Here is a 22,307-nt window from a genome sequence, read left to right on the forward strand (position 1 = left end):
CCTATTAAAGCGAGGTAATAAAATGCGAGGTAAGATTTCTAATATTGTATTAGCGAATTTAAAAGATTTTAATGAGACCTTTGAAAAGGATATTCCAATTGAATTAGGTGAAAGTATTCCGCTATTTGGAAAAGATGGGGTGTTGGATTCACTTGGATTAGTTTCATTGATTGTCATGATTGAGCAATCAATAGAAGATGAGCTTGACATTTCTATAATTTTAGCAGATGAAAAAGCAATGTCCCAAAAATCTAGTCCTTTCCTTACCTCTGGCACATTAATTGAGTATATTCTTACTATTTTAGACAAGGAGAGTCAATTGTGGATAAGCCAGTAACATTAATTACGGGTACTCGTAAAGGAATAGGTAAATATTTAGTTGAGCATTTTGTAAGACAAGGACATAACGTAATTGGATGTAGTAGGAGTAAACCAGAATGGAGCATTGAGGGTTATGAACATTTTCTACTTGATGTTGCTGATGAGCTTGCTGTAAAAAAGCTTTTTTTTTCGATTAAAAAGAAATTTGGAAAATTAGATAATTTAATTAATAATGCTGGAATCGCATCTATGAATCATTTTCTATTAACTCCGGTTTCAACAGTACATCAAATCTTAAATACAAATGTAGTTGGAACATTTTTGTTTAGTCGAGAAGCGGCGAAACTAATGCAAAAGAACAGGTACGGAAGGATAGTTAACTTTTCAACTGTTGCAGCACCGCTTAAACTTGAAGGGGAAGCTATTTATGCTGCTTCTAAAGCTGCTGTTATTTCATTTACCGAGGTTATTTCTAGAGAACTTTCTTCTAGTGGAATTACAGTAAATACGATTGGGCCAACGCCAATTGAGACCGATTTAATTCGTTCTGTACCAAAAGAAAAGCTAGAAGAATTATTGAAAAAGCAAGCTATTTCTAGGTATGGTACTTTTGAAGATGTGGCTAATGCAATTGAATTTTTTCTTAAAAAAGAGAGTTCTTTTATTACTGGGCAAACATTATTTCTTGGAGGAGTATAATGTATATCGATTTTATAATAGATCAATTTAAGTTGAATGTTGATAAGGATGCACTGGTTTGGAAAGATAAGACAATTGCTTATGGAAAATTAATTGAATTGGTAGAAAAATGGAAGCGGCGATTAGTAAAAGAAAATTTCTGCGAGGGCAGTGTTGTAGCTCTAGATGCAGATTTTTCCCCATCATCAATTGCTCTATTTTTAGCATTAGTAGAATCAAAGTGCATAATTGCATTACTAAGTAAAGCAGTAAAGGAAAAGAAAAATGAATTCTGTGAAATCGCAGAAGCAGAATATATTATTTCTTTAGATTCTGATGATTGTGTGTCATTTATAAAGGAAGATAAAAAAGCAAAACATAAAATATTAAATTATTTAAAAGGAGTCGGACATCCAGGTTTAATCCTTTTTTCTTCTGGTTCAACAGGAAAAAGTAAGGCTGCAGTTCATGATTTAGTTCCTTTATTAGAAAAATTCAAAACTAAAAGACATGCAAAACGTACGATGGCATTTTTACTATTTGATCATATTGGTGGAATTAATACAATGCTATATACATTTTCTAATGGTGGATGTTTAATAACTGTTTCAGAACGTTCTCCTAAATTAGTTTGTTCAGCCATTGAAAAGTATGGAGTTCAGTCATTACCAACTTCACCAACTTTCATTAATCTATTAATGCTAAGTGAGGCTTATAAAGACAGCGATTTAAGTAGTTTAGAATTAGTTACTTATGGCACTGAAGTTATGCCTGAATCAACATTAAAGAAGTTTCATAGTTTATTCCCACAGATACGTTTATTACAAACATATGGCCTTTCTGAAGTTGGAATATTACGTTCAAAATCAAAATCTTCCGATTCCTTATGGGTTAAAGTAGGTGGTGAAGATTTCCAAACACGTGTTAGAAATGGAATGCTAGAAATAAAAGCAAAATCTGCCATGTTAGGTTATTTAAATGCATCATCACCATTTACCAAAGATGGATGGTTTATGACTCAAGATGAGGTAGAGGTTGATGGTGAGTACATTAAAATTCTTGGAAGGTCATCTGAAATAATTAATGTAGGCGGAGAAAAAGTTTTTCCAGTTGAAATTGAAAATATTGTCCAATTGATGGAAGGAGTTCAAGAAGTTGCAGTAAGTAGTGAGCCAAGTCCAATTACAGGCCACATTGTAAAAGCAGTCGTAAAAATTTCAACTGAAGAAAATATTAGTGAATTCAGAAAACGTATGTACAAATTTTGTGCTGATAAACTACCAATTTATAAAATACCACAAAAGTTGGTATTAGTAGATGATTGGATCCATAATGATAGATTTAAAAAGATGAGAAGGGGGTAAAATAGTATGAAAGAATTTTTAAATGAATTATCAGAGTTATTAGAAATTGAAGTATCAGAATTAGTGGATTCCTACAAATTTGATGAAAATGAAAATTGGGACTCATTGACGCTGATATCAGTAATTGTAATTATTGATGAACACTTTAAAATTTCATTAACAAATGATTCTCTTCGAAAATGTAATAATTTAGGGGAGTTATTAGGTTTAATTAATGGCAAGATTGGTAAAGTAGAAGTCTAGGCTTCATAAAGATTAGAAAAAGGAAGAGAGTTATGAATAAAAGGATTGTTATTGTCGGTGCAGGTGGCTTAGCAAGAATGATTTATAGTTGGTTACCCGATTTCTTACAAAACGAAAACTGGGAGTTTAGGGGGTTTATAAGTGATAAATTAAGTGATCTTCAGAATTATAACTATGATGAGTCAATTATTAGTAAGATCATAGATTATTATCCAGAAGAAAACGACGTATTGGTAATGGCTATTGCAGATCCTAAAAATAAGATGAAAATAGCAAAGATGTTAGAGAGCCGTGGAGCTACTTTTATAACCCTTATACATCCGACCTCAATCATAGGGCTAAACGTAAAAATTGGGCGTGGTTGTGTGATTTGTCCTAGAAGTATTTTAACATGTGATATTGAAATTGAAAATTTTGTATTTATTAATATAAATACTACTGTTGGACATGACGCCAAGATAGCTGATGGGGTTACAGTTAATGCTCATTCTGATGTTACCGGTAATACCACTCTTGGAAGAGGAGTATTTCTTGGGAGCCATTCAGTAATAACTCCAAATGTCAAAGTTCAAGACTTTGCAAAAATTGGGGCAGGGAGTATAGTTGTTACTCACGTAAAAGAGGAAACTTCAGTATTTGGAATTCCGGCAAAACGAATTTAATTCTATTATATTTTAAAAATTCTTCACAGGGAGAAAGGGGTGGAGAAATTTGAAAAAAATAGTTGCAACAGGAATAGCTTTTGGACTTTCAATAGCAGCAGTAAACTTAATAAATGGAATTGAAAGGTATAATAAAGCTTTGAAAGAAAATAGTGGATTACCATTTCAAAAAAAAACCACAAAATGGATTAATATTAAATGAAAAAGATGTTTTAACGACTAATGAATGTATATTTATCAGAGTGTCGACAAACGACATTTGGGAATCGCCATATTCCCAAATGTCGTTAATGTAATACCTTTATTATTTAGAAACAATTATTCTTCTTAAGAAAGCTATCTTAATCGCAACCCCATGCAACACAAATATAATTGTGTTCAAAATGTTAAAGAATAACCACCTCTGATAAAATCACGGTTATCAAAGGAATGGCTTGGTGAGAAAAATGAGGAGAATGTTAAGATATTTTTTCATTGCTATTTCTTTACTTATAGTTATTATTGTTTATACGATATGGGACAATAACCAAATAAAAACTGTAAAAAAAGAAATACTAATAGAAAATTTACCTAAGGAATTAGATGGATTTACAATTCTACAAATTTCTGATCTGCATGAAAAAGAATTCGGAAAGAATCAAGCTAAACTGGTAAATAAAATTAATTCATTATCGTATGATGCTTTGGTGTTCACTGGAGATATGTTGAAAGAAAATAATAGTAAAAATTATTATCCCTATTTTACTTTAATAGAAGGGATAGAAAACAAAGATTTTTCAATGTTTGTACCTGGAAACACGGATCCATCTCCGTATGATTTTGATGGTAATTTGAATTATAAAAAAACAAAGTTTGTAACAGAAATGGAACAAAAAGGGGTAATACTATTAGAATCCTCTTTTGTCGTCGAAAAAGGTAATTCAAAGGTGCATTTCGTTGACTTTGATTTTTCAATACAAAATGAAAGATATATCGAATCTTTAAAAATGAAACTTAATCAAGGCGACCCTAAAAGTAGTGAAGTAATAAAGTATAAAATCAAATTGTTTAATGAATCGCCTGCAATTGAAAACCTTGATAGTAAAGATGTTGTTATTGCATTAACACATTTTCCTGTCGTAGACCAACATTTGGATAGTATTCTTTCAAACTCTCTAACGTCATTGAGAAGTTATGATTTAATTATAGCCGGTCATTACCATGGGGGGCAGATTCGTTTGCCGTTCTTTGGGGCATTATTTGTCCCGGAAGCATGGTATGATATGGGTGGCCTTTTTCCTCCAAAGAATAGGGTAAAAGGTTTATGGGAATATAGAAATATAAAACAATATGTTAGTACCGGACTAGGAAGTAGTAAGGCAAATAAATTATTCGAATTCCGGCTTTTTAATACCCCAGAAATAAATTTATTAATTTTGAAAAGTAAGAGCAGATAGTCTTTACACTTCCTTTTGGACTAACATCCCTTTATCTTAAAGGGCAAGGTGCAATTATTTCTATTACTCACAGAAAAAATTTATAACACATCATTTTAGATTGCAATAAGCTTGCGATACCTGAGGATATGTGTAATGACTCTTGGCATGGCAATAAATAATTTTTATGGATATGAAAGCGAAAAAAGTCAGTTAGAATCATATCAAACAAAGTAATGTTTTTAATAATTTTATATAATAGGTTCATATTAAATAAAATGGTATTTTTTATAAAAATGTGTTATTAAGAACAAAAAAACAAATAGTTAGAACCTCTTATAATATATTATTTGTGAGTTTATAGAGCAGTAGGATAATTTTAGTATAACATTGAAAATGATGTGAGAATCTACGTGAAAGCATATTAGATGTTTAAGCTATTTATATTTAAATGCTGAAAACTATACTAATAATTTTCACTTAGTTACAAAGATTATATTCTTAATAACAAACATGGAAATTAGTACTTTTGTATTGGAGAAGATATGATGAGTGCGATTGCTGGGATATATTACGTAAAAGAAGCTATTCCCAAGAATCTTGGTATACGAATGATGCAAACATTAAGGAAGTTTCCAGCTGATGATGTTAGGATATGGGACCAAGAAAATGTATTTTTGGGTTGTCACGCCCAGTGGATTACACCCGAATCGATTGGTGAGCAATTACCTTTTTATGATTATGATAGACAATTGGCAATTACGTCTGATGCTATGATTGATAATCGTGAAGAATTGTTTGATAGATTAGGAGTTCATCGTGAAGACAGAAACATAATGCCAGATAGTCAATTGATTCTTCTTGCCTACTCGAAATGGGGTGATGAAGTTCCTAAACATTTGATTGGTGATTTTGCATTTATGATTTGGGATGAAAAAAAACATAAACTATTTGGAGCGAGAGATTTTTCGGGTGCAAGAAGTCTTTATTATCACGAAAATGATCAACGATTTGCATTTTGTACAGTTATGGGACCTCTGTTAAAGTTGCCTTTTATTAAAAAGCAATTAAATGAAGAGTGGCTAGCAGAGTATTTGGCAATTGCCAATATGATAGATTCAGTTGAAGTGTCAAAAACGGTCATTAAGGATATCCAACAAGTTCCGCCTTCACATTCGATTACTGTATCAAATGGAAAAGTAACACTCTCTAAATATAATGTACTTTTTTTTGATAAAAAAATTAGATTTAATAAAGATGTTGATTACACAGAGGCTTTTCGTGAAATTTTTCAGAAGTCAGTAGATTCAAAGTTAAGAACATTTAAATCAGTTGGATCACAATTAAGTGGTGGACTCGATTCGGGATCGGTTGTTAGTTTTGCTTCTAGAATTTTACAAAAACAAAATAAAACATTACATACCTACAGCTCAATCCCTGTGGAAAGTTTTAACGACTATACACCAAGGCATCATCTCACAGACGAACGTCCATTGATCCGTGCAACTGTTGATTATGTTGGGAATATAGAAGACAACTATTTAAGTCTTAATGGCAATAATTCATACACTGATATCGATGACTGGTTAGAAATTATCGAAACTCCCTACAAGTTTTTCGAGAATTCATATTGGGTAAAGGGGATTATTGAGCAAGCAAGTAAAGATGAAATTGGGATTTTATTAAGCGGAGCACGAGGTAACATTACGATTTCCTGGGGACCAGGATTAGAGTATTTTAGTTATTTATTAAAGAATATAAAGTGGGTTCGATTTTCCCATGAACTAAAGTCTTATAGTAGAAACATGGGGGTAGGAAGGTTAAAGCTGCTTTCCGTTATAAGAAAAAGGGTATTTCCTTTTTCTAACACTAGAGACGACTATCGTTTTCCGATGCTTATACATTCTGACTTTGCTGAAAAGACGGGTGTATTTAAAAAACTTCAAGATTATGGACTAAGAGAAGGTGGAAGGTTTCCTGAATTCGATATTTCTAGAGAAAGGAAATACTTCATTGGTAATGAATATGTTTGGAACGCAAATGGGACCTCTTTTTCGAAATTATCTTTACAATATGGGGTAATGATGCGTGATCCTACAAATGATATTCGTGTAATAAATTATTGTATGTCCCTTCCTCTAGATCAATTTTTTAATAACGGTTTGGATCGAGCTCTTATCAGAAGAGCAACAGAAGGATTTTTACCGGATAATGTGAGATTAAATCAAAAAATTCAGGGTGTTCAAGGAGCAGATTGGGTTCATCGTATGGCACCGTATTGGACAAATTTAATTTTAGAAGCAAAACAAATGCTTATAGATAAAGATATACCTGCATATTTGAATATGGATACTTTAAGAAAGTCACTTTCTAAAGCAATGGAATATCCAACTGGGGATACTATACCTAGTCCTGAAATTCGAACTCTACTACGTAGTATAATCGTCTATCGATTCCTTAAATCATTAAGACTTGAAGGAGGTGAGACTTATGAAAAAGAAATGGAAAGAGCCTACACTAGAATTGTTGGATATTAGAGAGACTATGTGGGGGAGTTGGGAAGGTGGCCATGATTTATTATTCGACAAGGATGATAAAGGGTGGGTCCCAGACGATACTATTGGGCCTATTTTTGGTGGCGGCGACAATAGAAGTTAATCTAACTAATAAGAAAGTGTTGATTTTTACTTAAAATATCACTTTCTATCACGTAGAATATTATAAAAATAGCATTAACTAATTATTATCAGTAATTCCATTAACCCTTATACAGATCAATTTGTATGAGGGTTATTCATATTATGAAAAAGTAATCATTCTTTGAAGAAAATATTATTAAAATTATAAGTATTTTGTGCTTCACTTATCTAAACAAATTGTTCTGCTCTTAAAACTAAGATAATATCAAATGATGCATTTTTAGTGGTATTATTTTGTGAATTCTTTTCAATTTAGGATTAGATAAATATAACACAACTACCCCAGAGATCGAAGTTAATTATGATAATTTGAAATGGCGAATCAAAGATATTTTATTAATTTTAAACTATTCATTTTGAATGATGCGTACATAAACTCAATTAATGAAAAGATAAAATCGAATAAGCACTTATACACATACACATAGGACATTTAGAATATTATAAAAGGCTTTATAAAAATTTGCAAACAGTTAACAAAAAAAGAAGATAATCATATCTTAGTTGCACCAACACATTGATAGTTGTTTTCATTTCAAAGAAAATGAATGCATAGTGGATATTGATTTAATTCTTGCTGGCCATTACCATGGAGGACAAATTCGTTTGCCCATTTTTGGCGCAGTTTTCGTACCAGAATCGTGGAGTGAAAATAATGGATTGTTTCCCCCACGGAAAGGAAAAAAGGACTTTGTGAATACCGAAATTTACAACAATGTGTGGTGCGGGTCTTGGTAGTAGTAACGCAAGACCATATTTAAATTTCCATTTTTTTAATACTCCAGAAATAAATGTTTAATTCTTAAATCAAAATAATTCCTTCAATTAATTTTAAAAGGTCGTTGACTTCATAATGGAAAGATGATAAATTTTTCATGTGTGTTCTTAATAAAGAAACGAATCTCATTTTTATTACTGCATTTCTACAATATATAAAAAACTTATAGCTTTGATGTTCTTTATAATGAATATAATGAATCAATTGGGGACAATTTAGGAAGTTAATTAAAATATTTAGTCAGTATTTTGGCATTTAGTATTTTGGCATTTAGATAGTAAAAATAATAGGACATTTTAATAATTAATAAGATGGTGGACTTATGTTGACAGCTAATAAAGTTTATACCTATAAGGGTTTTGGATTATATATAACAAGTCAAATTCAATTACCCGAGATGCCACTAATCAACATGGATTATTACAGAAAAGATCTACATATAGAGGTAAAAGAATTAAGGATGAAGTGCTCAAAATTAAGTGAAGTGGCTCCCTACTTTTATTTTAAAGAAAGTCAAGTCATTTTTACAGTTCCTAATGTAGCGATATATCAAATTGAAAATGGAAATAAGATTATTGTGTCACCGCTAAATGGGGTAAGAGAAAACCAGGTTCGCCTTTATCTACTCGGAACATGTATGGGTGTTCTTTTATTGCAGAGACAAATTCTCCCTTTACACGGTAGTGCCATTGAAATTGACGGGAAAGCATATGCAATTATTGGTCATTCAGGTGCAGGCAAGTCAACTCTTGCAGCAGCATTTCTTGAGAGGGGCTATAAATTAATAAGTGATGATGTAATCCCGGTTTCCATAAATAATGAAGGAATTCCAGTTGTAGCTCCAGCTTATCCACAACAAAAACTATGGCAAGAAAGTTTAGATCAATTTGGAATGAGTTCTCAAGGTTTTCATCCGATTATTGATAGGGAGTCAAAGTTTGCCATCCCAGTTCATGCAAGGTTTTGTTCAGAAAAAATGCCTCTAGCAGGAGTATTTGAACTTGTCAAAACGGAAGGTGTTTCGATAAAAATGAATTCATTATTGAACCTTAAAAGGTTACAGACACTATATATGCATACATATCGAAATTTTCTTATTGAACCTCTTGGTATGCTTGAATGGCATTTTAATCTCTTAGCGAAAATTTCTCCAAAAATTACTATACTTCGTTTGGAGAGATCAGATAGTTTCTTTTCGGTTAATGAACTAACTTCACATATTCTCTCAACTTTAAAAAATAAGGAGTAATCTATGAGGAACTTAGTAATGGAGGCTGAAAATTGAATCACATCCTATATTTTTATAAAAAATTAAGATTGTATGCAGGTAAAAAACTCTATTATAACCTCCTTGCAATGGTTCTTATTAGCTTTCTTGATGGAATTGGAATAATAATGTTAATTCCAATAATTAGTATGAGTGGCATTTTAAACATCGATTCGGATGAGATGCCTGTTTCCTTTGTGTTTGAATATTTAAATAATATTGAAGGTGGCTTTAGCTTTACTATAATTCTAATGGTTTTTGTCATCATAGGATTATTTCAAAACCTTATACAAAGATTTTTAACCATTCAAAACGCAAAAATTCAAGATGGTTATTTTAGAAAGCTCCGCATCGAAACGTATAGTGCTTTAATGTATTCAAATTGGGCATTTTTTTTAAAAAGAAGAAAATCAGACATTATTAATTCTTTAACTGCTGAGATTGCTCAAGCAAGTGCAGGAACTAATGCGTTTTTACAATTTATAACAGCAATTATTTTTACTATTATTCAAGTTATTATTGCTTTTATTTTGTCTCCAAAAATTACTGTTTTTGTTTTGCTTAGTGGTTTTATCTTAACCATTTTTTCATATAGATTTATTAGAAAATCCAGAGCGTTAGGCCAGCTAAATTGGGAATTTGGTCAAAATTATTTAGCTGGAATTACAGACAGTTTTAATGGTATAAAGGAAATTAAAAGTAATAATCTTGAGGAATCCCGTATTAATTGGTATAGCTCAATAACGAAACAATTACACGATGAGCGAATTAAATATACAAAGCTTAAATCCTTATCTCAATTTTATTATAAAACCGCCTCGACAATACTGATTGCTATTTTTATTTTTTTATCTGTTACATTCTTTCACGCTGAGGTTGCTCACTTAATGCTTATCATAGTTATTTTCTCGAGGCTTTGGCCAAGAATCACATCAATACAGGCTGGATTAGAACAAATGGCAACCATCGTCCCAGCTCTAAAAGCCGTTATTAGGTTACAACAGGAATGTATGCAATCCAAAGAAGTAGCAGCTAATATTGAACAAAGTGCTCTCGATATTACAAGTGGAATAGAATGTAAAGAAGTATACTTTCGTTACAGTAAAATCGATGAAGACCATGCTCTAAAAAATATAAATATTTTTATTCCAGCTAACAAAATGACTGCCATTGTCGGTAAATCGGGTGCAGGAAAGAGTACACTGATTGATTTATTAATGGGATTAAATCAACATGAGAAAGGTCAAGTGCTTATTGATGGGGAACTTTTGTCCAGTTCTAATATTTTGTCATTAAGACGATCAATCAGTTATGTACCACAAGAGCCATTCTTATTTAATGGTAGTATTAGGGACAATTTATTAATTGTAAACCAAAATGCAAGTGAAGAAGATATTTGGAAGGCTTTAGAATTTTCCTCAGCTGCTGAATTTGTGCAAAAATTACCTCAAGGGATCGATACATTAATCGGTGATCGGGGAATTAGGTTATCCGGTGGAGAGCGTCAAAGAATAGTACTTACAAGAGCTATTTTACGTAAACCATCAATTCTTGTCCTAGATGAGGCAACAAGTGCATTAGATTCCGAGAATGAAACAAAAATTCAAGAAGCGATTGAAAGATTAAAAGGAAAAATGACAGTAATTGTTATTGCACATCGATTATCAACAATAAGGAATGCAGATCAAGTAATCGTGTTGGATGAAGGAAGAGTAATACAAAAAGGGGAATTTAAGCAACTTGCAAGGGATAAACAAGGGATGTTTAGTAATTTACTAAATAAGCAGATGAAGGCAAGTTTATAAATGTTTTGTTCTTTATTAAGAAAAAAACGAGGAGGTACATTATGATTAAGAATCAAACAATTTCATTAAATAACACCGTTTCACAATCCGAAGGCAACATTGTAAGTAACATGGGCGAAGAAAAGGTAATGTTGAGTGTTCAAAATGGTAAGTATTATAACTTAGGAGAAATTGGAGGAGAAATCTGGGATCTAATTGAGAGCCCTAAATCTGTAAATGAAGTGATTTCTTCTTTAGTCAATGATTACGATGTGACCCAAACTGAATGTGAAGAGCAAGTACAATCTTTTCTTGAACACTTATATAATGAAAAACTAATTGAATTGAAATAAGAGGTGACATGAAAATTAATAAAAAAATTAAGAAGTTTTTTACTCTTGATTTTGCTACGAAAGTGATTTTAATAGAAGCTTATTTTTATTTAGCCTTGGGTCGTATGTTAAAAGCATTACCTTTTGCAAAAGTTGCACCTACTTTAGGGGTGGCTTTGAAGGAAACATCTTATAAGAAAAATGTTTCTAATATGAAGGAATTGAAAAATGTGGCAAATGCGATTCAAATCATGAGTAGGTACACATTTTGGGAGAGCCAATGTCTAGTTAAAGCGTTTGCTGGGATGAAGATGCTTGAAAGACGACAAATAGAGAGTACCCTTTATCTTGGTACTGCAAGGGATGAGAAGGGGAGTATGATTGCTCACGCTTGGTTAAGAAGTGGAAGCTTTTATGTGTCGGGTTCAGAAGGAATGGAAAAATTTGCGGTTGTTGGCATGTTTGCAAAAAGAGTTCGTAATAATGGGGTCAAGGGAGATCGAAATGAACAACATTTATCAACTTGATGTTACAAAGGTTCCTAAAGAACTTACCTTTCTATTAGATATTATTAAAATGGAAACCGTAACTGATATTACGGAAAAATATAAGAAATCCCTTGATCAAATGGACTGGGAACACTTTCTTAAATTGATTCTTCACCACCGTCTATATCCACTTTTATATTCAAAGATTAAAGTATTAGAAGAGAGTAAGGTCCCAACGAAAGTCGTAAATTCGATTTCGCATTATTATCAAAAAAATACGTTTCAGATGCTGCATCTTTGTGGACAAATGGAGTATGTGAGTAGATTGTTTATATCAAATGGAATCTCTCCTTTGTTTTTAAAAGGTCCCGTACTTGCTACAGACCTTTATGGTGATATTTCTCTACGTACTTCTGGAGATATAGATGTTCTTATTCCGATCGAAGACTTAGAAAGAGCTGAAGAGCTTCTTAGTGAAGAAGGGTACATAAAGGATGAATATATTCAATCCGTTCTGAATGATTGGAAGTGGCGACATCATCATTTTACTCATTTTCATCCGAAAAAGAGGATAAAGCTTGAAATCCATTGGAGGCTAAACCCAGCTCCAACAAAAGAGCCTAGTTTTCAAGAATTATGGAACAGAAAAAGAGTAAGCACGATTACGAAGTATCCAGTTTATATTTTAGGTAGTGAGGACTTGTTTTTCTTTTTAATAACGCATGGAGCTAGGCATGGTTGGTCAAGGTTACGCTGGTTATTCGATATCCATATGCTTGTTCAAAAAGATCTTCATTGGTCAACACTTCGAAATTTAGTACAAAAATATAAAACTACACATCTAGCAGGGCAAACCTTGATTCTTTCGGCTAATTTATTGAAAACAAAAATAACGAAAGAGATGAAGCCGTTCATCAAAAGTACCCGAAGTCAATTGTTGGCCCAGCAAGCAATCTTTTATATTGAGAGAATGATAAATTTACATACAGAACCAGTCCCCCAGGATATTTCAAAATATCATTCACGCCATTTATTTTCACTTATGTCAATCCAACAAAAGTTTATGTTTATTTTAAGTACATTGCATCCTTATTATATGGACAAGGAAACATTGCCATTACCTAAGAAACTGCATTTCTTGTACTTTCCATTACGGCCGTTTCTATTATTATGGAGAAGAGGGAGTAGGCAAGTTTAAATGAATAGGAATCAGGACATGATTATAACGAAGTATATTGTTTGAGGGTAAAGGTAGGTTTTTTATGCACTTATATATCATTCGCTTTATTTTACGAATATTACCAGTTGTATATATGCTTTGGATATGGTTACAATCAAGTCATTTTAATCCTAGCAAATTAGAGGGTATTCATGTTCAGATTGGCTTACCAATCTATTTAATGCTAGGTGCAGCACTAGAAATTGGTCACTTATTTCAGTTTGCTATTTTGTATGCCTTATTAGTGATGGCTTTCCTGACCTTTAGAAAGCTTTCACTCAAGATAGAAATTCTTCTTTTTGTAATCGCTGTTTTATATGGTGCGTTAGATGAAATCCATCAATATTATGTTCCGTTCAGATCCTTTTCGGTTACCGATTTAATAAAAGATACGATAGGCGTCGTTGTTGTTTCATATATCATCCACAAAAAGTATTTTAATCACAAACAATCAAGGATAGGGAAATTTTTAAGAGGAATTACCGAACTTAAAAAGAATTTCTCCATATAAAATAAAAAAGCCCTTCAAGAGATGAATTTTTTTCACCTTCCTGAATTGCTTTTTTATTTGTTATTGGTATTTTTCCATTTGTTAAATTCTAAGAATGCCTTAAATTCATCCTTTGATACTCCAGATTTCATTGCTTCCTGTACAAGTTGTGCCCAATCAGAATCAAGATCTTCTATTTGAACTTCGTGATCCTCATTATGGAGTAGAGTATTCACTGATACCCCAAGGACCGCAGAGATTTTCTCTAAAAATTGAATAGAAGGATTTGATTGAAGGTTGCGTTCGATTGAACTTAAATAAGATTTTGCAACCCCTGCTCTTTCAGCCAATTCGGATAAGGATAATTTTCTTTGCAAACGGTATTCTTTGATACGTTGACCAATCATAAAATCCACCTTCCTCCATTTATGATTATAACATAAAATGAAGAAAATTGTTTTGTATGACGAACGATTTAATCAAAAATATTGCAAAAAAATGTGTTTTCTTGAAGTAGGAGTGGGTTTCTCTGTTCTTTATCCAATCATAGTGTTAAGTCCGTCAGCTTTTTCTGCAAAGAACGCTTTGATTTCATTCACACTAATGCCCATATCTAGTGCTTCTAAAATTAGGTCTACCCATTCCTGATCAAGTGTTTCGTTTTCTACTTTTACCATACTTTTTAATACCCTCCCAAAATACATTAGTATTCCAGGCAGTCCAGCCATCATAATTGAAATCTCCAACCTTAGACCTGTGACTTTGCGTCCCAATTTTTCAAAAGGTTTGCCTTTGTCTGTTCGAAGCTAAGCTGACTGACCTAAAACGATAGTCCATATATGTATAGAACCTTAGTATTACATTTAGAAGTATAAAACATGGGAATTGATGTTTCTGTAAAAAACTGTCGATGTCAAAATATTTACAAAATACAAATAACTAAACGGGTGAGCTATCGAAATATGGTTATTTTTTCCTGTATTTGTAGAATTAACTCGAAAGATAGGGAGAAAGGCCTATGATTTGTTAACTAGTTAGAAGGTGTGGTTAATGTATAACGAAATTCTAACACGATTTTTTGTAATTTTTTCAATGAAATGCAAGGTATTTGTCGAACGATTTTTTAGAAGAAAGCCTAAAAAAATGTAACCTACCCCCAAAAATGAGGATAGGCCTATTTCAGATCGCGTTTTGACAAAGATAAAACAATCCTCCATTGATTATTTCGACAAGAACTCTCGGTTCGTATTGATCCTTAAGGGCTTCTTTTTCAATTTCATAGCTTTCAGGTTTTTCGTCGATTCCCTCATAAAAGGCATCTAACAAAGCTAAATCCTCATCCCAACGTTGTCTCGCTTCATCTGCCCATGCATGATCCTGTGATTCAACGAAGCCTCTCACATATTGTTGAAGACGATTGACACCACTTTGCGGCTTCACAAGTGGTGACATCGTGTACGTTAAATCAGGAATTTTTGGTGTGAGTGGTAGTTCCTCTAGTTTTTCCTGAAAGTCCTCAACAATGATTCCGTTGATTAGCTGTAAGCCCAGTGACATTAACACATCACGCTTACGGTCACTTTTATAGGAAACCTTCACATTTAACCCAAGCCATGGGAAAAGGGGTGTATTTCCTTGAGCACCCGGGGGCTTTTGCTGATACAATCGAATATAGCTTGCTAGCTTTTTTGTTGATTCAAAAATTTGATGTAAGCGGGGAGCCCCGAAATGGATAAAGTCACCCTTTACATTGTCAGGCGTTTGGTCCCGGTCCGTAATTAACGTTAGCTTCATTGGATTCGGTTCTCCGCCTGTTTTTTCAACATATGTCCAATAAAAGGGGCGGTTCATGAGTTGCTTATCCAAATCAATTGTCAATTGCACGGACATATATCCTGGATGTCGTACAAGAATTTCACAATGATTTGATACAAAATATTTCTCTAGAAAATTAACGATTTCCTGTTGCTGCACGCTGCTCACCACCGTTTTGTTCTTCAAAGCTAATAATCGACGTTAAATTTTCCATTTTAATTCTCATTTCACCCTCACTCCGAGACCGAAGCATGATGTCTTGAATGTGATCTTCAATATTACCAAGATCGAGCCTTGTTAAAATATCGTCTAATTGACCGATGACACGTTCAAACAGATTAATTTTTTCATATAATAGCTTTAAAATATGCTCTTCAACCGTGTTCTTTGTTGCGAAATTATAGATATGAACATCTTTTTCCTGACCAAGACGATGAATACGCCCAATGCGCTGTTCAAGTCTCATTGGATTCCAAGGAAGGTCATAATTGATTATATGGTTACAGAATTGCAGGTTAATCCCTTCGCCACCAGCCTCAGTTGCAATCAAAACCTGGAACTTACCTTTAAATAATTCTCGCATCCAATCCTTTTTCCCACGCTTGAATCCACCTCTAAATGGAACAGATGATATTCCATTTTGCTGCAGGAACCATTGCAAGTACAATTGCGTCGCACGATATTCGGTAAAAATGATGACTTTATCATCAATTTGTTTGATTAATTCCACTGCTTTCTCAGCCTTTGAATTTTGCGTGACCTGTTCGACCTTTTTCATGAGTCCCATCACTATATCCTCAGGTGCCGCGGCACTGCCATCCTCATTCTTCTTCTCAAGCATCTTTTTCAATGTAAAATAGACGGCCTCCCGACTACTGCAAGCCTCTCTTTGCAAAGTTAGAATGGAGAACATACTGGACGCAAAGCCTGACAAACTAGACCTATAGGCAGAAATCGCATCATATAGCTCCTGTTCAGTCTCTGAGAACTCAATCGGAACAGTTTCAACCTTCCGCTTTGTCCACTCAATTCCTGTGTCATCACGGCGATTACGTATCATCACCTTATTGACCAGTTCTTTTAAATGCTCATGATCATCCATCGAGCGGCTCTTTTTCCCGAATGATTCCTCAAAATTTTCCTGATTACCTAAATGACCTGGTTTAAGTAACGACACAAGGTTAAAGATTTCATCAATTCTGTTTTGAATAGGGGTAGCTGTTAATAGTAAACAAAACTTCTTTTTTAGATTTTGAACAAATTCATAGTTTTTCGTTTTATTGTTTTTAAGCTTGTGAGCCTCGTCAATGATGATCAAATCGTAATCTTGCTCATACACAATTTCCCGATGTGGACTTCTTTTAGCTGTATCTATGGATGAAACAATGACATCATATTGCTCCCACATATAGCTCTTTTTCTGCTGGACCGCAGGAATATAAAACTTTTGATTTAATTCCGAAGCCCATTGGGATACAAGGGAGGCTGGAACAAGAATCAAAACCTTTTTTACAAGGCCGCGAATCATATATTCTTTTAAAATCAGGCCTGCCTCAATTGTTTTTCCAAGCCCTACCTCATCGGCTAAAATCGCTTTACCATTCATTTTTTCAACCACTTGCTTCGCAACCTCAAGTTGATGGGGAAGTGGTGTTAATTGTGGTAAATGCTTAGGAGCCTGAAGACCCTCGAATTCAGGTATCGACTGGTGTTTTTCTACTTCATATGCAAGCTTGTATAACTCCCAGTTCGCCCAAGGACCGTCATCGTCAATTCTTTGCAAAAAGTCACCTTGCCACGACTGATCAAATTCAAAATCGACATTCATATTTTCACAGTCCTTTCTTAGTTGAGTATGATATTCATATAGAAAATACAGAACTTTTCTTCAAAACCCGAACGTTTTACTGGAAAAATAAAATAATGTTAAGAAAATAATATATTGCCCAAATCGCTGGATGATGGTAGGATGAAGGTAGTTGGAAAACGCTTCTCTTTGTTTTAAACAAGGGTTTAGCGTCCTATCTTTTATAAAGAAAATAAAAGCTTTTGGGCTGGATATGATAAATTTTCCATAGTCATTTCGTTAGTGTTACCAAAAAAATGAAAAATATGAAGACCGCGAATGATAACAAGGGGAGAGACTACATTTTTGTAGCGCCGAAGGAGCAAGCAAGGACAATTGTGAATCTCTCAGGCAAAAAGACTCTTGTTTGACGCAACTCTGGAGAGAGCCGGTAAATTGAGGGGTATTAGAAGCGAGAAGGTCAAGGAAGTGAAGTTTTGAGGACCAGAGCGTATTAAAAAATACGTGAGGACCGGAAAAATGAAACTGACGAAGAGATTCGAAGCTTATAATGACCCGCATGGCCACCAAAGGGGCAAACCTAATATGCTTTTAATAAGCAATGGGTAAACTTTCAGGTGCAAGGACAGAGACTTCACAATGCTGTGGAGTTTATCTGTCCTTTTTTGCGTTTTCAGAATCTTTCGGTTTTGTAACGAAGCCCTAAATACCAATTAAATTGAGGAAATGTGAAGGAGGAATCGGGTTGACTGAATTAAAACGAACACCATTATTTGATGAGTATCAAAAGCATGGCGCCAAAACAATTGATTTTGGTGGATGGGATCTCCCAGTCCAATTCTCAAGTATTAAAGAAGAGCATGAAGCTGTTCGTACAAAAGCAGGTCTTTTTGACGTTTCCCACATGGGTGAAATCGATGTAAAAGGAAAGGACAGCTTAGCATATCTTCAAAAATTGATGACAAATGATGTTTCAACTTTAAAAGATGGTGCAACACAATACACGGCCATGTGCTATGAAAATGGTGGAACAATTGATGACCTACTTATCTATAAAAAATCCGATGAACATTACTTACTAGTTGTAAATGCCTCAAATACAGAAAAAGATTTTGATTGGTTGAAAGAGCATGTCTTTGGCGATGTAGAAGTAGTCAACATTTCAAACGAGATTGGACAACTTGCACTACAAGGACCATTAGCTGAAGCTGTTTTACAGAAACTAACAAATACAAATTTAAATGAAATTAAATTTTTTAAATTCCAAGATGAAGTTGAAATTGCAGGAAAGAAAACACTTGTTTCAAGAACGGGTTATACAGGGGAAGATGGTTTTGAAATATATTGTCAAGCTGATGATACTCCTATCTTATGGAATGCTGTTATAGAAGCTGGTGAACCAGAAGGTGTATTACCTTGTGGATTAGGTGCGCGTGATACATTGCGCTTTGAAGCTAATCTTGCGCTTTATGGACAAGAACTATCTAAAGATATCACTCCAATCGAAGCTGGTATCGGTTTTGCCGTAAAACCTAATAAAGAAGCTGACTTTATTGGGAAAACAGTTTTAAAACAGCAAAAAGAAGAGGGAGCTCCTCGAAAAATCGTGGGAATCGAAATGATTGATAAAGGTATACCACGTCATGGCTATAAAGTTTATGTTGGTGACGAGCAAGTGGGCGAAGTTACAACAGGAACACAATCACCAACCCTTCAAAAAAATATTGGTTTAGTACTTATTAAAACGGAACATGCCGAACTAGGAAGAGAAGTTGAAGTTCAAGTTCGTAAAAAGCGTCTTAAAGCAGTTGTGGTGGCAACACCTTTTTATAAGCGACCAAAAAAATAAATGGAGTTGTGGGAAAGGGGTACATTCATGAAACATCGTTATTTACCAATGACGGAACAAGATAAAAACGAAATGCTTCAAGCAATCGGCGTATCCACAGTCGATGAGCTTTTTAGTGATATTCCAGAAAGTGTTCAATTTAAAGGCGAATACAAGATCAAGAAGGTAAAATCAGAGACTGCTTTAATGAAAGAACTTTCTGTACTTGCTGCGAAAAATGCTGATTTACGTCAAAATGCTTCGTTCTTAGGAGCAGGTGTTTACGATCACTATATGCCGGTTATTGTAGACCATGTTCTTTCACGCTCAGAATTTTATACAGCTTATACACCATACCAACCTGAAATTTCTCAGGGTGAATTACAAGCCATATTTGAATTCCAAACTATGATTTGTGAGTTAACAGGAATGGATGTAGCAAACTCTTCAATGTATGATGGTGGAACAGCTTTAGCTGAAGCTGCAATGCTAGCATCTGGCCATACAAAAAAGAAAAAAGTACTCGTTTCTCAAGCAGTACATCCCGAATCTAGACTGGTTCTAGAAACCTATGCAAAGGGTCAATACATTGAAGTGGTTGAAGTCCCAGCTAAGAACGGTGTAACTGATGTTGACGCACTTAGCTCTTTAATGGATGACGAGGTAGCTTGTGTTATCGTTCAGTATCCAAATTTCTTGGGCCAAATTGAACCTCTAAAAGAAATCGAAGCAGTTGCTCACACTGGAAAGAGCATGTTTGTTGTATCAAGTAATCCATTAGCACTTGGAGCTTTAACACCTCCTGGAAAACTTGGAGCTGATATCGTGGTTGGGGATGCACAGCCATTTGGAATTCCAGCAGCGTTTGGTGGGCCACACTGTGGGTATTTCGCGGTTACGTCAAAATTAATGCGTAAAGTGCCGGGTCGTCTAGTTGGTCAAACAGTTGATGAAGAAGGAAAACGCGGCTTTGTATTAACACTTCAGGCGCGTGAACAACATATCCGTCGTGATAAAGCAACATCAAATATTTGTTCAAACCAAGCCTTGAACGCATTAGCAGCATCTGTTGCAATGACAGCATTAGGGAAAAAGGGTGTAAAAGAAATTGCAACCCAAAACATCCAAAAAGCCTACTATGCAAAGCAACAATTTAAAGAAAATGGTTTCGAAATTGGATTTGAAGGCCCATTCTTTAATGAATTTGTTGTAAAAGTTGGTAAGTCTGTAAAAGACGTAAATGCTCGTTTAATAGAAAAAGGACTGATAGGTGGATACGACTTAGGTCGTGATTACCCAGAACTTGAGGGGTATATGTTAGTGGCAGTAACTGAGCTTCGTACAAAAGAAGAGATTGATACTCTTGTAAAAGAATTGGGGGATAGCCATGAATAAGCAAGATCAACCATTAATTTTTGAACTATCAAAGCCAGGTCGAATTGGTTATAGTTTGCCAGAATTAGACGTACCTCAGGTAAATCTCGATGATGTTATCCCTAGTGACTATCTTCGCGTAGAGGAGCCAGAGCTACCAGAAGTATCAGAATTAGATATCATGCGACATTATACTGCATTATCCAAACGTAATCATGGGGTGGATTCAGGGTTTTATCCACTAGGATCATGTACTATGAAGTACAATCCGAAAATTAATGAAAATGTGGCTCGCTATAATGGATTTGCTCATATCCATCCTTTACAAGACGAGAGTACAGTTCAAGGTGCGATGGAATTAATGTATGACCTTCAAGAGCATCTAAAAGAAATTACAGGAATGGATGAAGTAACCCTTCAACCAGCAGCTGGTGCACATGGTGAGTGGACTGGATTAATGATGATCCGTGCATATCATGAAGCAAACAATGATACTGCTCGTACAAAAGTAATTGTGCCTGACTCAGCACATGGTACAAACCCAGCGTCTTCAACAGTAGCAGGTTTTGAAACAATTACAGTAAAATCTGGTGAAGACGGACTTGTAGATTTAGAAGATTTACGTCGAGTAGTTGGACCAGACACTGCTGCATTGATGCTCACAAATCCTAATACTTTAGGTCTTTTTGAAGAAAACATCCTAGAAATGACAGAAATCATCCACTTAGCTGGTGGTAAAGTTTATTATGACGGAGCGAACTTAAATGCGGTATTAAGTAAGGCTCGTCCTGGTGACATGGGATTTGACGTTGTTCACTTAAACTTACACAAAACATTTACGGGTCCACATGGCGGTGGCGGTCCAGGATCGGGTCCTGTTGGAGTGAAGGAAGATTTAATTCCATTCCTACCAAAACCAGTACTTGTTAAAACAGAGGAAGGCTATCATTTCGATTATAACCGTCCACAATCAATTGGTCGCGTAAAACCGTTCTATGGAAACTTTGGAATCAATGTTCGTGCATATACGTACATTCGTTCAATTGGTCCGGATGGTCTAAAAGCTGTAACTGAAAATGCTGTTATTAATGCAAACTACATGATGCGTCGTCTAGCACCATATTTTGACCTACCATATGATAAACACTGTAAGCACGAATTCGTTTTATCTGGCAGACGTCAAAAGAAATTAGGGGTTCGTACATTAGATATTGCAAAACGATTACTCGATTTTGGCTATCATCCACCAACCATCTACTTCCCATTAAATGTTGAGGAATGTATGATGATTGAACCAACTGAAACAGAATCAAAAGAAACACTGGATTCATTCATCGAAGCAATGATCCAAATTGCGAAAGAAGCGGAAGAAAATCCAGAAATCGTTCAAGAAGCACCACACACAACGGTTGTTAGTCGACTAGATGAAACATTAGCAGCAAGAAAACCTGTTTTACGATATCAAAAACAATAAACAATATATAGAAGAGATTCATCCTGTTTTGGATGAGTCTCTTTTTTTACCATTATTTACCGTGGTTAAAAGTATTGAAAAATGAATGGGGGGCTGTTAATATAGATTAAGTTATTACGACAACGTGATTGATTGCTTAACAACTTTTAAAGAAGAAAATTGTTTTTGAAAAAGTTGTTGACACAAATGATTGATAGATGATATATTAACAAAGTCGCTTTTGAGCGGCGGGTTAAAAAGTTCTTTGAAAACTGAACACAATACAAGCG

General features: G+C 34.4%; 22 protein-coding genes and 2 riboswitches. Of the genes, 18 read left to right on the forward strand and 4 right to left on the reverse strand.

Annotated elements, in window-relative coordinates:
• The first annotated feature begins 22 nt into the window (after window positions 1-22).
• The 15 genes from ABC371_RS14145 to ABC371_RS14215 all read left to right on the forward strand — a co-directional run bounded on the left by ABC371_RS14145 (window position 23) and on the right by ABC371_RS14215 (window position 13,761).
• Window positions 23-337 (forward strand): acyl carrier protein, encoded by a 315-nt coding sequence (locus ABC371_RS14145; RefSeq protein ID WP_412897376.1) that lies wholly within the window; start codon window positions 23-25, stop codon window positions 335-337.
• Window positions 322-1,020 carry an SDR family NAD(P)-dependent oxidoreductase gene (locus ABC371_RS14150; protein WP_412897377.1) on the forward strand — a complete coding sequence of 233 codons (699 nt, stop codon included), beginning with the start codon at window positions 322-324 and terminating at the stop codon, window positions 1,018-1,020. Before ABC371_RS14145 ends, ABC371_RS14150 begins: the two co-directional genes overlap by 16 nt.
• Window positions 1,020-2,363 (forward strand): ANL family adenylate-forming protein, encoded by a 1,344-nt coding sequence (locus tag ABC371_RS14155; RefSeq protein WP_412897378.1) that lies wholly within the window; start codon window positions 1,020-1,022, stop codon window positions 2,361-2,363. The genes ABC371_RS14150 and ABC371_RS14155 overlap by 1 nt, the downstream gene beginning before the upstream one ends.
• Before the next feature lie 6 nt (window positions 2,364-2,369).
• Entirely contained in the window at window positions 2,370-2,606 is a 237-nt protein-coding gene (locus ABC371_RS14160) for an acyl carrier protein (RefSeq protein WP_412897379.1), read from the forward strand.
• A gap of 32 nt (window positions 2,607-2,638) precedes the next feature.
• The gene (locus tag ABC371_RS14165; RefSeq protein ID WP_412897380.1) at window positions 2,639-3,268 is read left to right on the forward strand and encodes an acetyltransferase; all 630 of its coding nucleotides are present in this window, start codon (window positions 2,639-2,641) and stop codon (window positions 3,266-3,268) included.
• A 49-nt stretch (window positions 3,269-3,317) separates the two neighbouring features.
• Complete coding sequence (locus tag ABC371_RS14170) at window positions 3,318-3,470, forward strand: hypothetical protein (RefSeq protein WP_412897381.1); 153 nt, start codon at window positions 3,318-3,320, stop codon at window positions 3,468-3,470.
• Between the two features lie 253 nt (window positions 3,471-3,723).
• Window positions 3,724-4,704 (forward strand): metallophosphoesterase, encoded by a 981-nt coding sequence (locus ABC371_RS14175; RefSeq protein WP_412897382.1) that lies wholly within the window; start codon window positions 3,724-3,726, stop codon window positions 4,702-4,704.
• A gap of 527 nt (window positions 4,705-5,231) precedes the next feature.
• On the forward strand, window positions 5,232-7,220 hold the full coding sequence (locus ABC371_RS14180; RefSeq protein ID WP_412899359.1) for an asparagine synthase-related protein: 1,989 nt from the start codon (window positions 5,232-5,234) through the stop codon (window positions 7,218-7,220).
• Complete coding sequence (locus ABC371_RS14185) at window positions 7,174-7,341, forward strand: paeninodin family lasso peptide (protein ID WP_412897383.1); 168 nt, start codon at window positions 7,174-7,176, stop codon at window positions 7,339-7,341. Before ABC371_RS14180 ends, ABC371_RS14185 begins: the two co-directional genes overlap by 47 nt.
• A gap of 1,141 nt (window positions 7,342-8,482) precedes the next feature.
• Complete coding sequence (locus ABC371_RS14190; RefSeq protein ID WP_412897384.1) at window positions 8,483-9,409, forward strand: HPr kinase/phosphorylase; 927 nt, start codon at window positions 8,483-8,485, stop codon at window positions 9,407-9,409.
• 32 nt (window positions 9,410-9,441) lie between these two features.
• A complete protein-coding gene (locus ABC371_RS14195; RefSeq protein WP_412897385.1) occupies window positions 9,442-11,232 on the forward strand; it encodes an ABC transporter ATP-binding protein in 1,791 nt (596 codons plus the stop codon).
• Window positions 11,233-11,270: 38 nt separating this feature from the next.
• Complete coding sequence (locus tag ABC371_RS14200; RefSeq protein ID WP_412899360.1) at window positions 11,271-11,564, forward strand: lasso peptide biosynthesis PqqD family chaperone; 294 nt, start codon at window positions 11,271-11,273, stop codon at window positions 11,562-11,564.
• A gap of 8 nt (window positions 11,565-11,572) precedes the next feature.
• Window positions 11,573-12,070 carry a lasso peptide biosynthesis B2 protein gene (locus ABC371_RS14205; protein WP_412897386.1) on the forward strand — a complete coding sequence of 166 codons (498 nt, stop codon included), beginning with the start codon at window positions 11,573-11,575 and terminating at the stop codon, window positions 12,068-12,070.
• Window positions 12,048-13,229, forward strand: a complete 1,182-nt coding sequence (locus ABC371_RS14210) for a nucleotidyltransferase domain-containing protein (protein WP_412897387.1) — start codon at window positions 12,048-12,050, stop codon at window positions 13,227-13,229. The genes ABC371_RS14205 and ABC371_RS14210 overlap by 23 nt, the downstream gene beginning before the upstream one ends.
• 64 nt (window positions 13,230-13,293) lie before the next feature.
• On the forward strand, window positions 13,294-13,761 hold the full coding sequence (locus ABC371_RS14215) for a VanZ family protein (RefSeq protein WP_412897388.1): 468 nt from the start codon (window positions 13,294-13,296) through the stop codon (window positions 13,759-13,761).
• Window positions 13,762-13,814: 53 nt separating this feature from the next.
• Here the strand turns inward: ABC371_RS14215 and ABC371_RS14220 are convergent, their stop codons facing one another.
• The 4 genes from ABC371_RS14220 to ABC371_RS14235 form a co-directional block, all read right to left on the reverse strand.
• On the reverse strand, window positions 13,815-14,147 hold the full coding sequence (locus ABC371_RS14220) for a helix-turn-helix domain-containing protein (protein WP_412897389.1): 333 nt from the start codon (window positions 14,145-14,147) through the stop codon (window positions 13,815-13,817).
• A gap of 129 nt (window positions 14,148-14,276) precedes the next feature.
• Entirely contained in the window at window positions 14,277-14,417 is a 141-nt protein-coding gene (locus ABC371_RS14225; protein ID WP_412897390.1) for an anti-repressor SinI family protein, read from the reverse strand.
• 34 nt (window positions 14,418-14,451) lie between these two features.
• A riboswitch (cyclic di-GMP riboswitch) is annotated at window positions 14,452-14,541 on the reverse strand.
• 378 nt (window positions 14,542-14,919) lie between these two features.
• Entirely contained in the window at window positions 14,920-15,714 is a 795-nt protein-coding gene (locus ABC371_RS14230) for a YqhG family protein (RefSeq protein ID WP_412897391.1), read from the reverse strand.
• Window positions 15,692-17,383 (reverse strand): DEAD/DEAH box helicase, encoded by a 1,692-nt coding sequence (locus ABC371_RS14235; RefSeq protein WP_412897392.1) that lies wholly within the window; start codon window positions 17,381-17,383, stop codon window positions 15,692-15,694. Before ABC371_RS14235 ends, ABC371_RS14230 begins: the two co-directional genes overlap by 23 nt.
• 297 nt (window positions 17,384-17,680) lie before the next feature.
• A riboswitch (glycine riboswitch) is annotated at window positions 17,681-17,774 on the forward strand.
• A gap of 333 nt (window positions 17,775-18,107) precedes the next feature.
• Here ABC371_RS14235 and gcvT point away from each other — a divergent pair.
• The 3 genes from gcvT to gcvPB are packed head-to-tail and all read left to right on the forward strand — an operon-like array spanning window position 18,108 to window position 22,038.
• The gene (gcvT, locus tag ABC371_RS14240) at window positions 18,108-19,211 is read left to right on the forward strand and encodes a glycine cleavage system aminomethyltransferase GcvT (RefSeq protein ID WP_412897393.1); all 1,104 of its coding nucleotides are present in this window, start codon (window positions 18,108-18,110) and stop codon (window positions 19,209-19,211) included.
• Between the two features lie 27 nt (window positions 19,212-19,238).
• A complete protein-coding gene (gene gcvPA / locus ABC371_RS14245) occupies window positions 19,239-20,585 on the forward strand; it encodes an aminomethyl-transferring glycine dehydrogenase subunit GcvPA (protein ID WP_412897394.1) in 1,347 nt (448 codons plus the stop codon).
• Window positions 20,578-22,038 (forward strand): aminomethyl-transferring glycine dehydrogenase subunit GcvPB, encoded by a 1,461-nt coding sequence (gene gcvPB, locus ABC371_RS14250; RefSeq protein WP_412897395.1) that lies wholly within the window; start codon window positions 20,578-20,580, stop codon window positions 22,036-22,038. Before gcvPA ends, gcvPB begins: the two co-directional genes overlap by 8 nt.
• The last annotated feature ends 269 nt before the right edge of the window (window positions 22,039-22,307 follow it).

Source organism: Bacillus jepli (genome assembly GCF_047238305.1).
Lineage (GTDB): Bacteria > Bacillota > Bacilli > Bacillales > Bacillaceae_L > Ferdinandcohnia.

Excerpts from the sequence above, each read along its gene's own strand:
- ABC371_RS14215 (WP_412897388.1), top strand. The coding sequence starts at position 13,294 with ATGCACTTATATATCATTCGCTTTATTTTACGAATATTACCAGTTGTA.
- ABC371_RS14210 (WP_412897387.1), top strand. The coding sequence starts at position 12,048 with ATGAACAACATTTATCAACTTGATGTTACAAAGGTTCCTAAAGAACTT.
- ABC371_RS14185 (WP_412897383.1), top strand. The coding sequence starts at position 7,174 with ATGAAAAAGAAATGGAAAGAGCCTACACTAGAATTGTTGGATATTAGA.
- ABC371_RS14235 (WP_412897392.1), bottom strand. The coding sequence starts at position 17,383 with ATGAATGTCGATTTTGAATTTGATCAGTCGTGGCAAGGTGACTTTTTG.
- ABC371_RS14160 (WP_412897379.1), top strand. The coding sequence starts at position 2,370 with ATGAAAGAATTTTTAAATGAATTATCAGAGTTATTAGAAATTGAAGTA.
- ABC371_RS14225 (WP_412897390.1), bottom strand. The coding sequence starts at position 14,417 with ATGGTAAAAGTAGAAAACGAAACACTTGATCAGGAATGGGTAGACCTA.
- gcvPB (WP_412897395.1), top strand. The coding sequence starts at position 20,578 with ATGAATAAGCAAGATCAACCATTAATTTTTGAACTATCAAAGCCAGGT.
- ABC371_RS14155 (WP_412897378.1), top strand. The coding sequence starts at position 1,020 with ATGTATATCGATTTTATAATAGATCAATTTAAGTTGAATGTTGATAAG.
- ABC371_RS14180 (WP_412899359.1), top strand. The coding sequence starts at position 5,232 with ATGAGTGCGATTGCTGGGATATATTACGTAAAAGAAGCTATTCCCAAG.
- ABC371_RS14220 (WP_412897389.1), bottom strand. The coding sequence starts at position 14,147 with ATGATTGGTCAACGTATCAAAGAATACCGTTTGCAAAGAAAATTATCC.
- ABC371_RS14205 (WP_412897386.1), top strand. The coding sequence starts at position 11,573 with ATGAAAATTAATAAAAAAATTAAGAAGTTTTTTACTCTTGATTTTGCT.
- gcvPA (WP_412897394.1), top strand. The coding sequence starts at position 19,239 with ATGAAACATCGTTATTTACCAATGACGGAACAAGATAAAAACGAAATG.
- ABC371_RS14165 (WP_412897380.1), top strand. The coding sequence starts at position 2,639 with ATGAATAAAAGGATTGTTATTGTCGGTGCAGGTGGCTTAGCAAGAATG.
- ABC371_RS14175 (WP_412897382.1), top strand. The coding sequence starts at position 3,724 with ATGTTAAGATATTTTTTCATTGCTATTTCTTTACTTATAGTTATTATT.
- ABC371_RS14190 (WP_412897384.1), top strand. The coding sequence starts at position 8,483 with ATGTTGACAGCTAATAAAGTTTATACCTATAAGGGTTTTGGATTATAT.
- ABC371_RS14145 (WP_412897376.1), top strand. The coding sequence starts at position 23 with ATGCGAGGTAAGATTTCTAATATTGTATTAGCGAATTTAAAAGATTTT.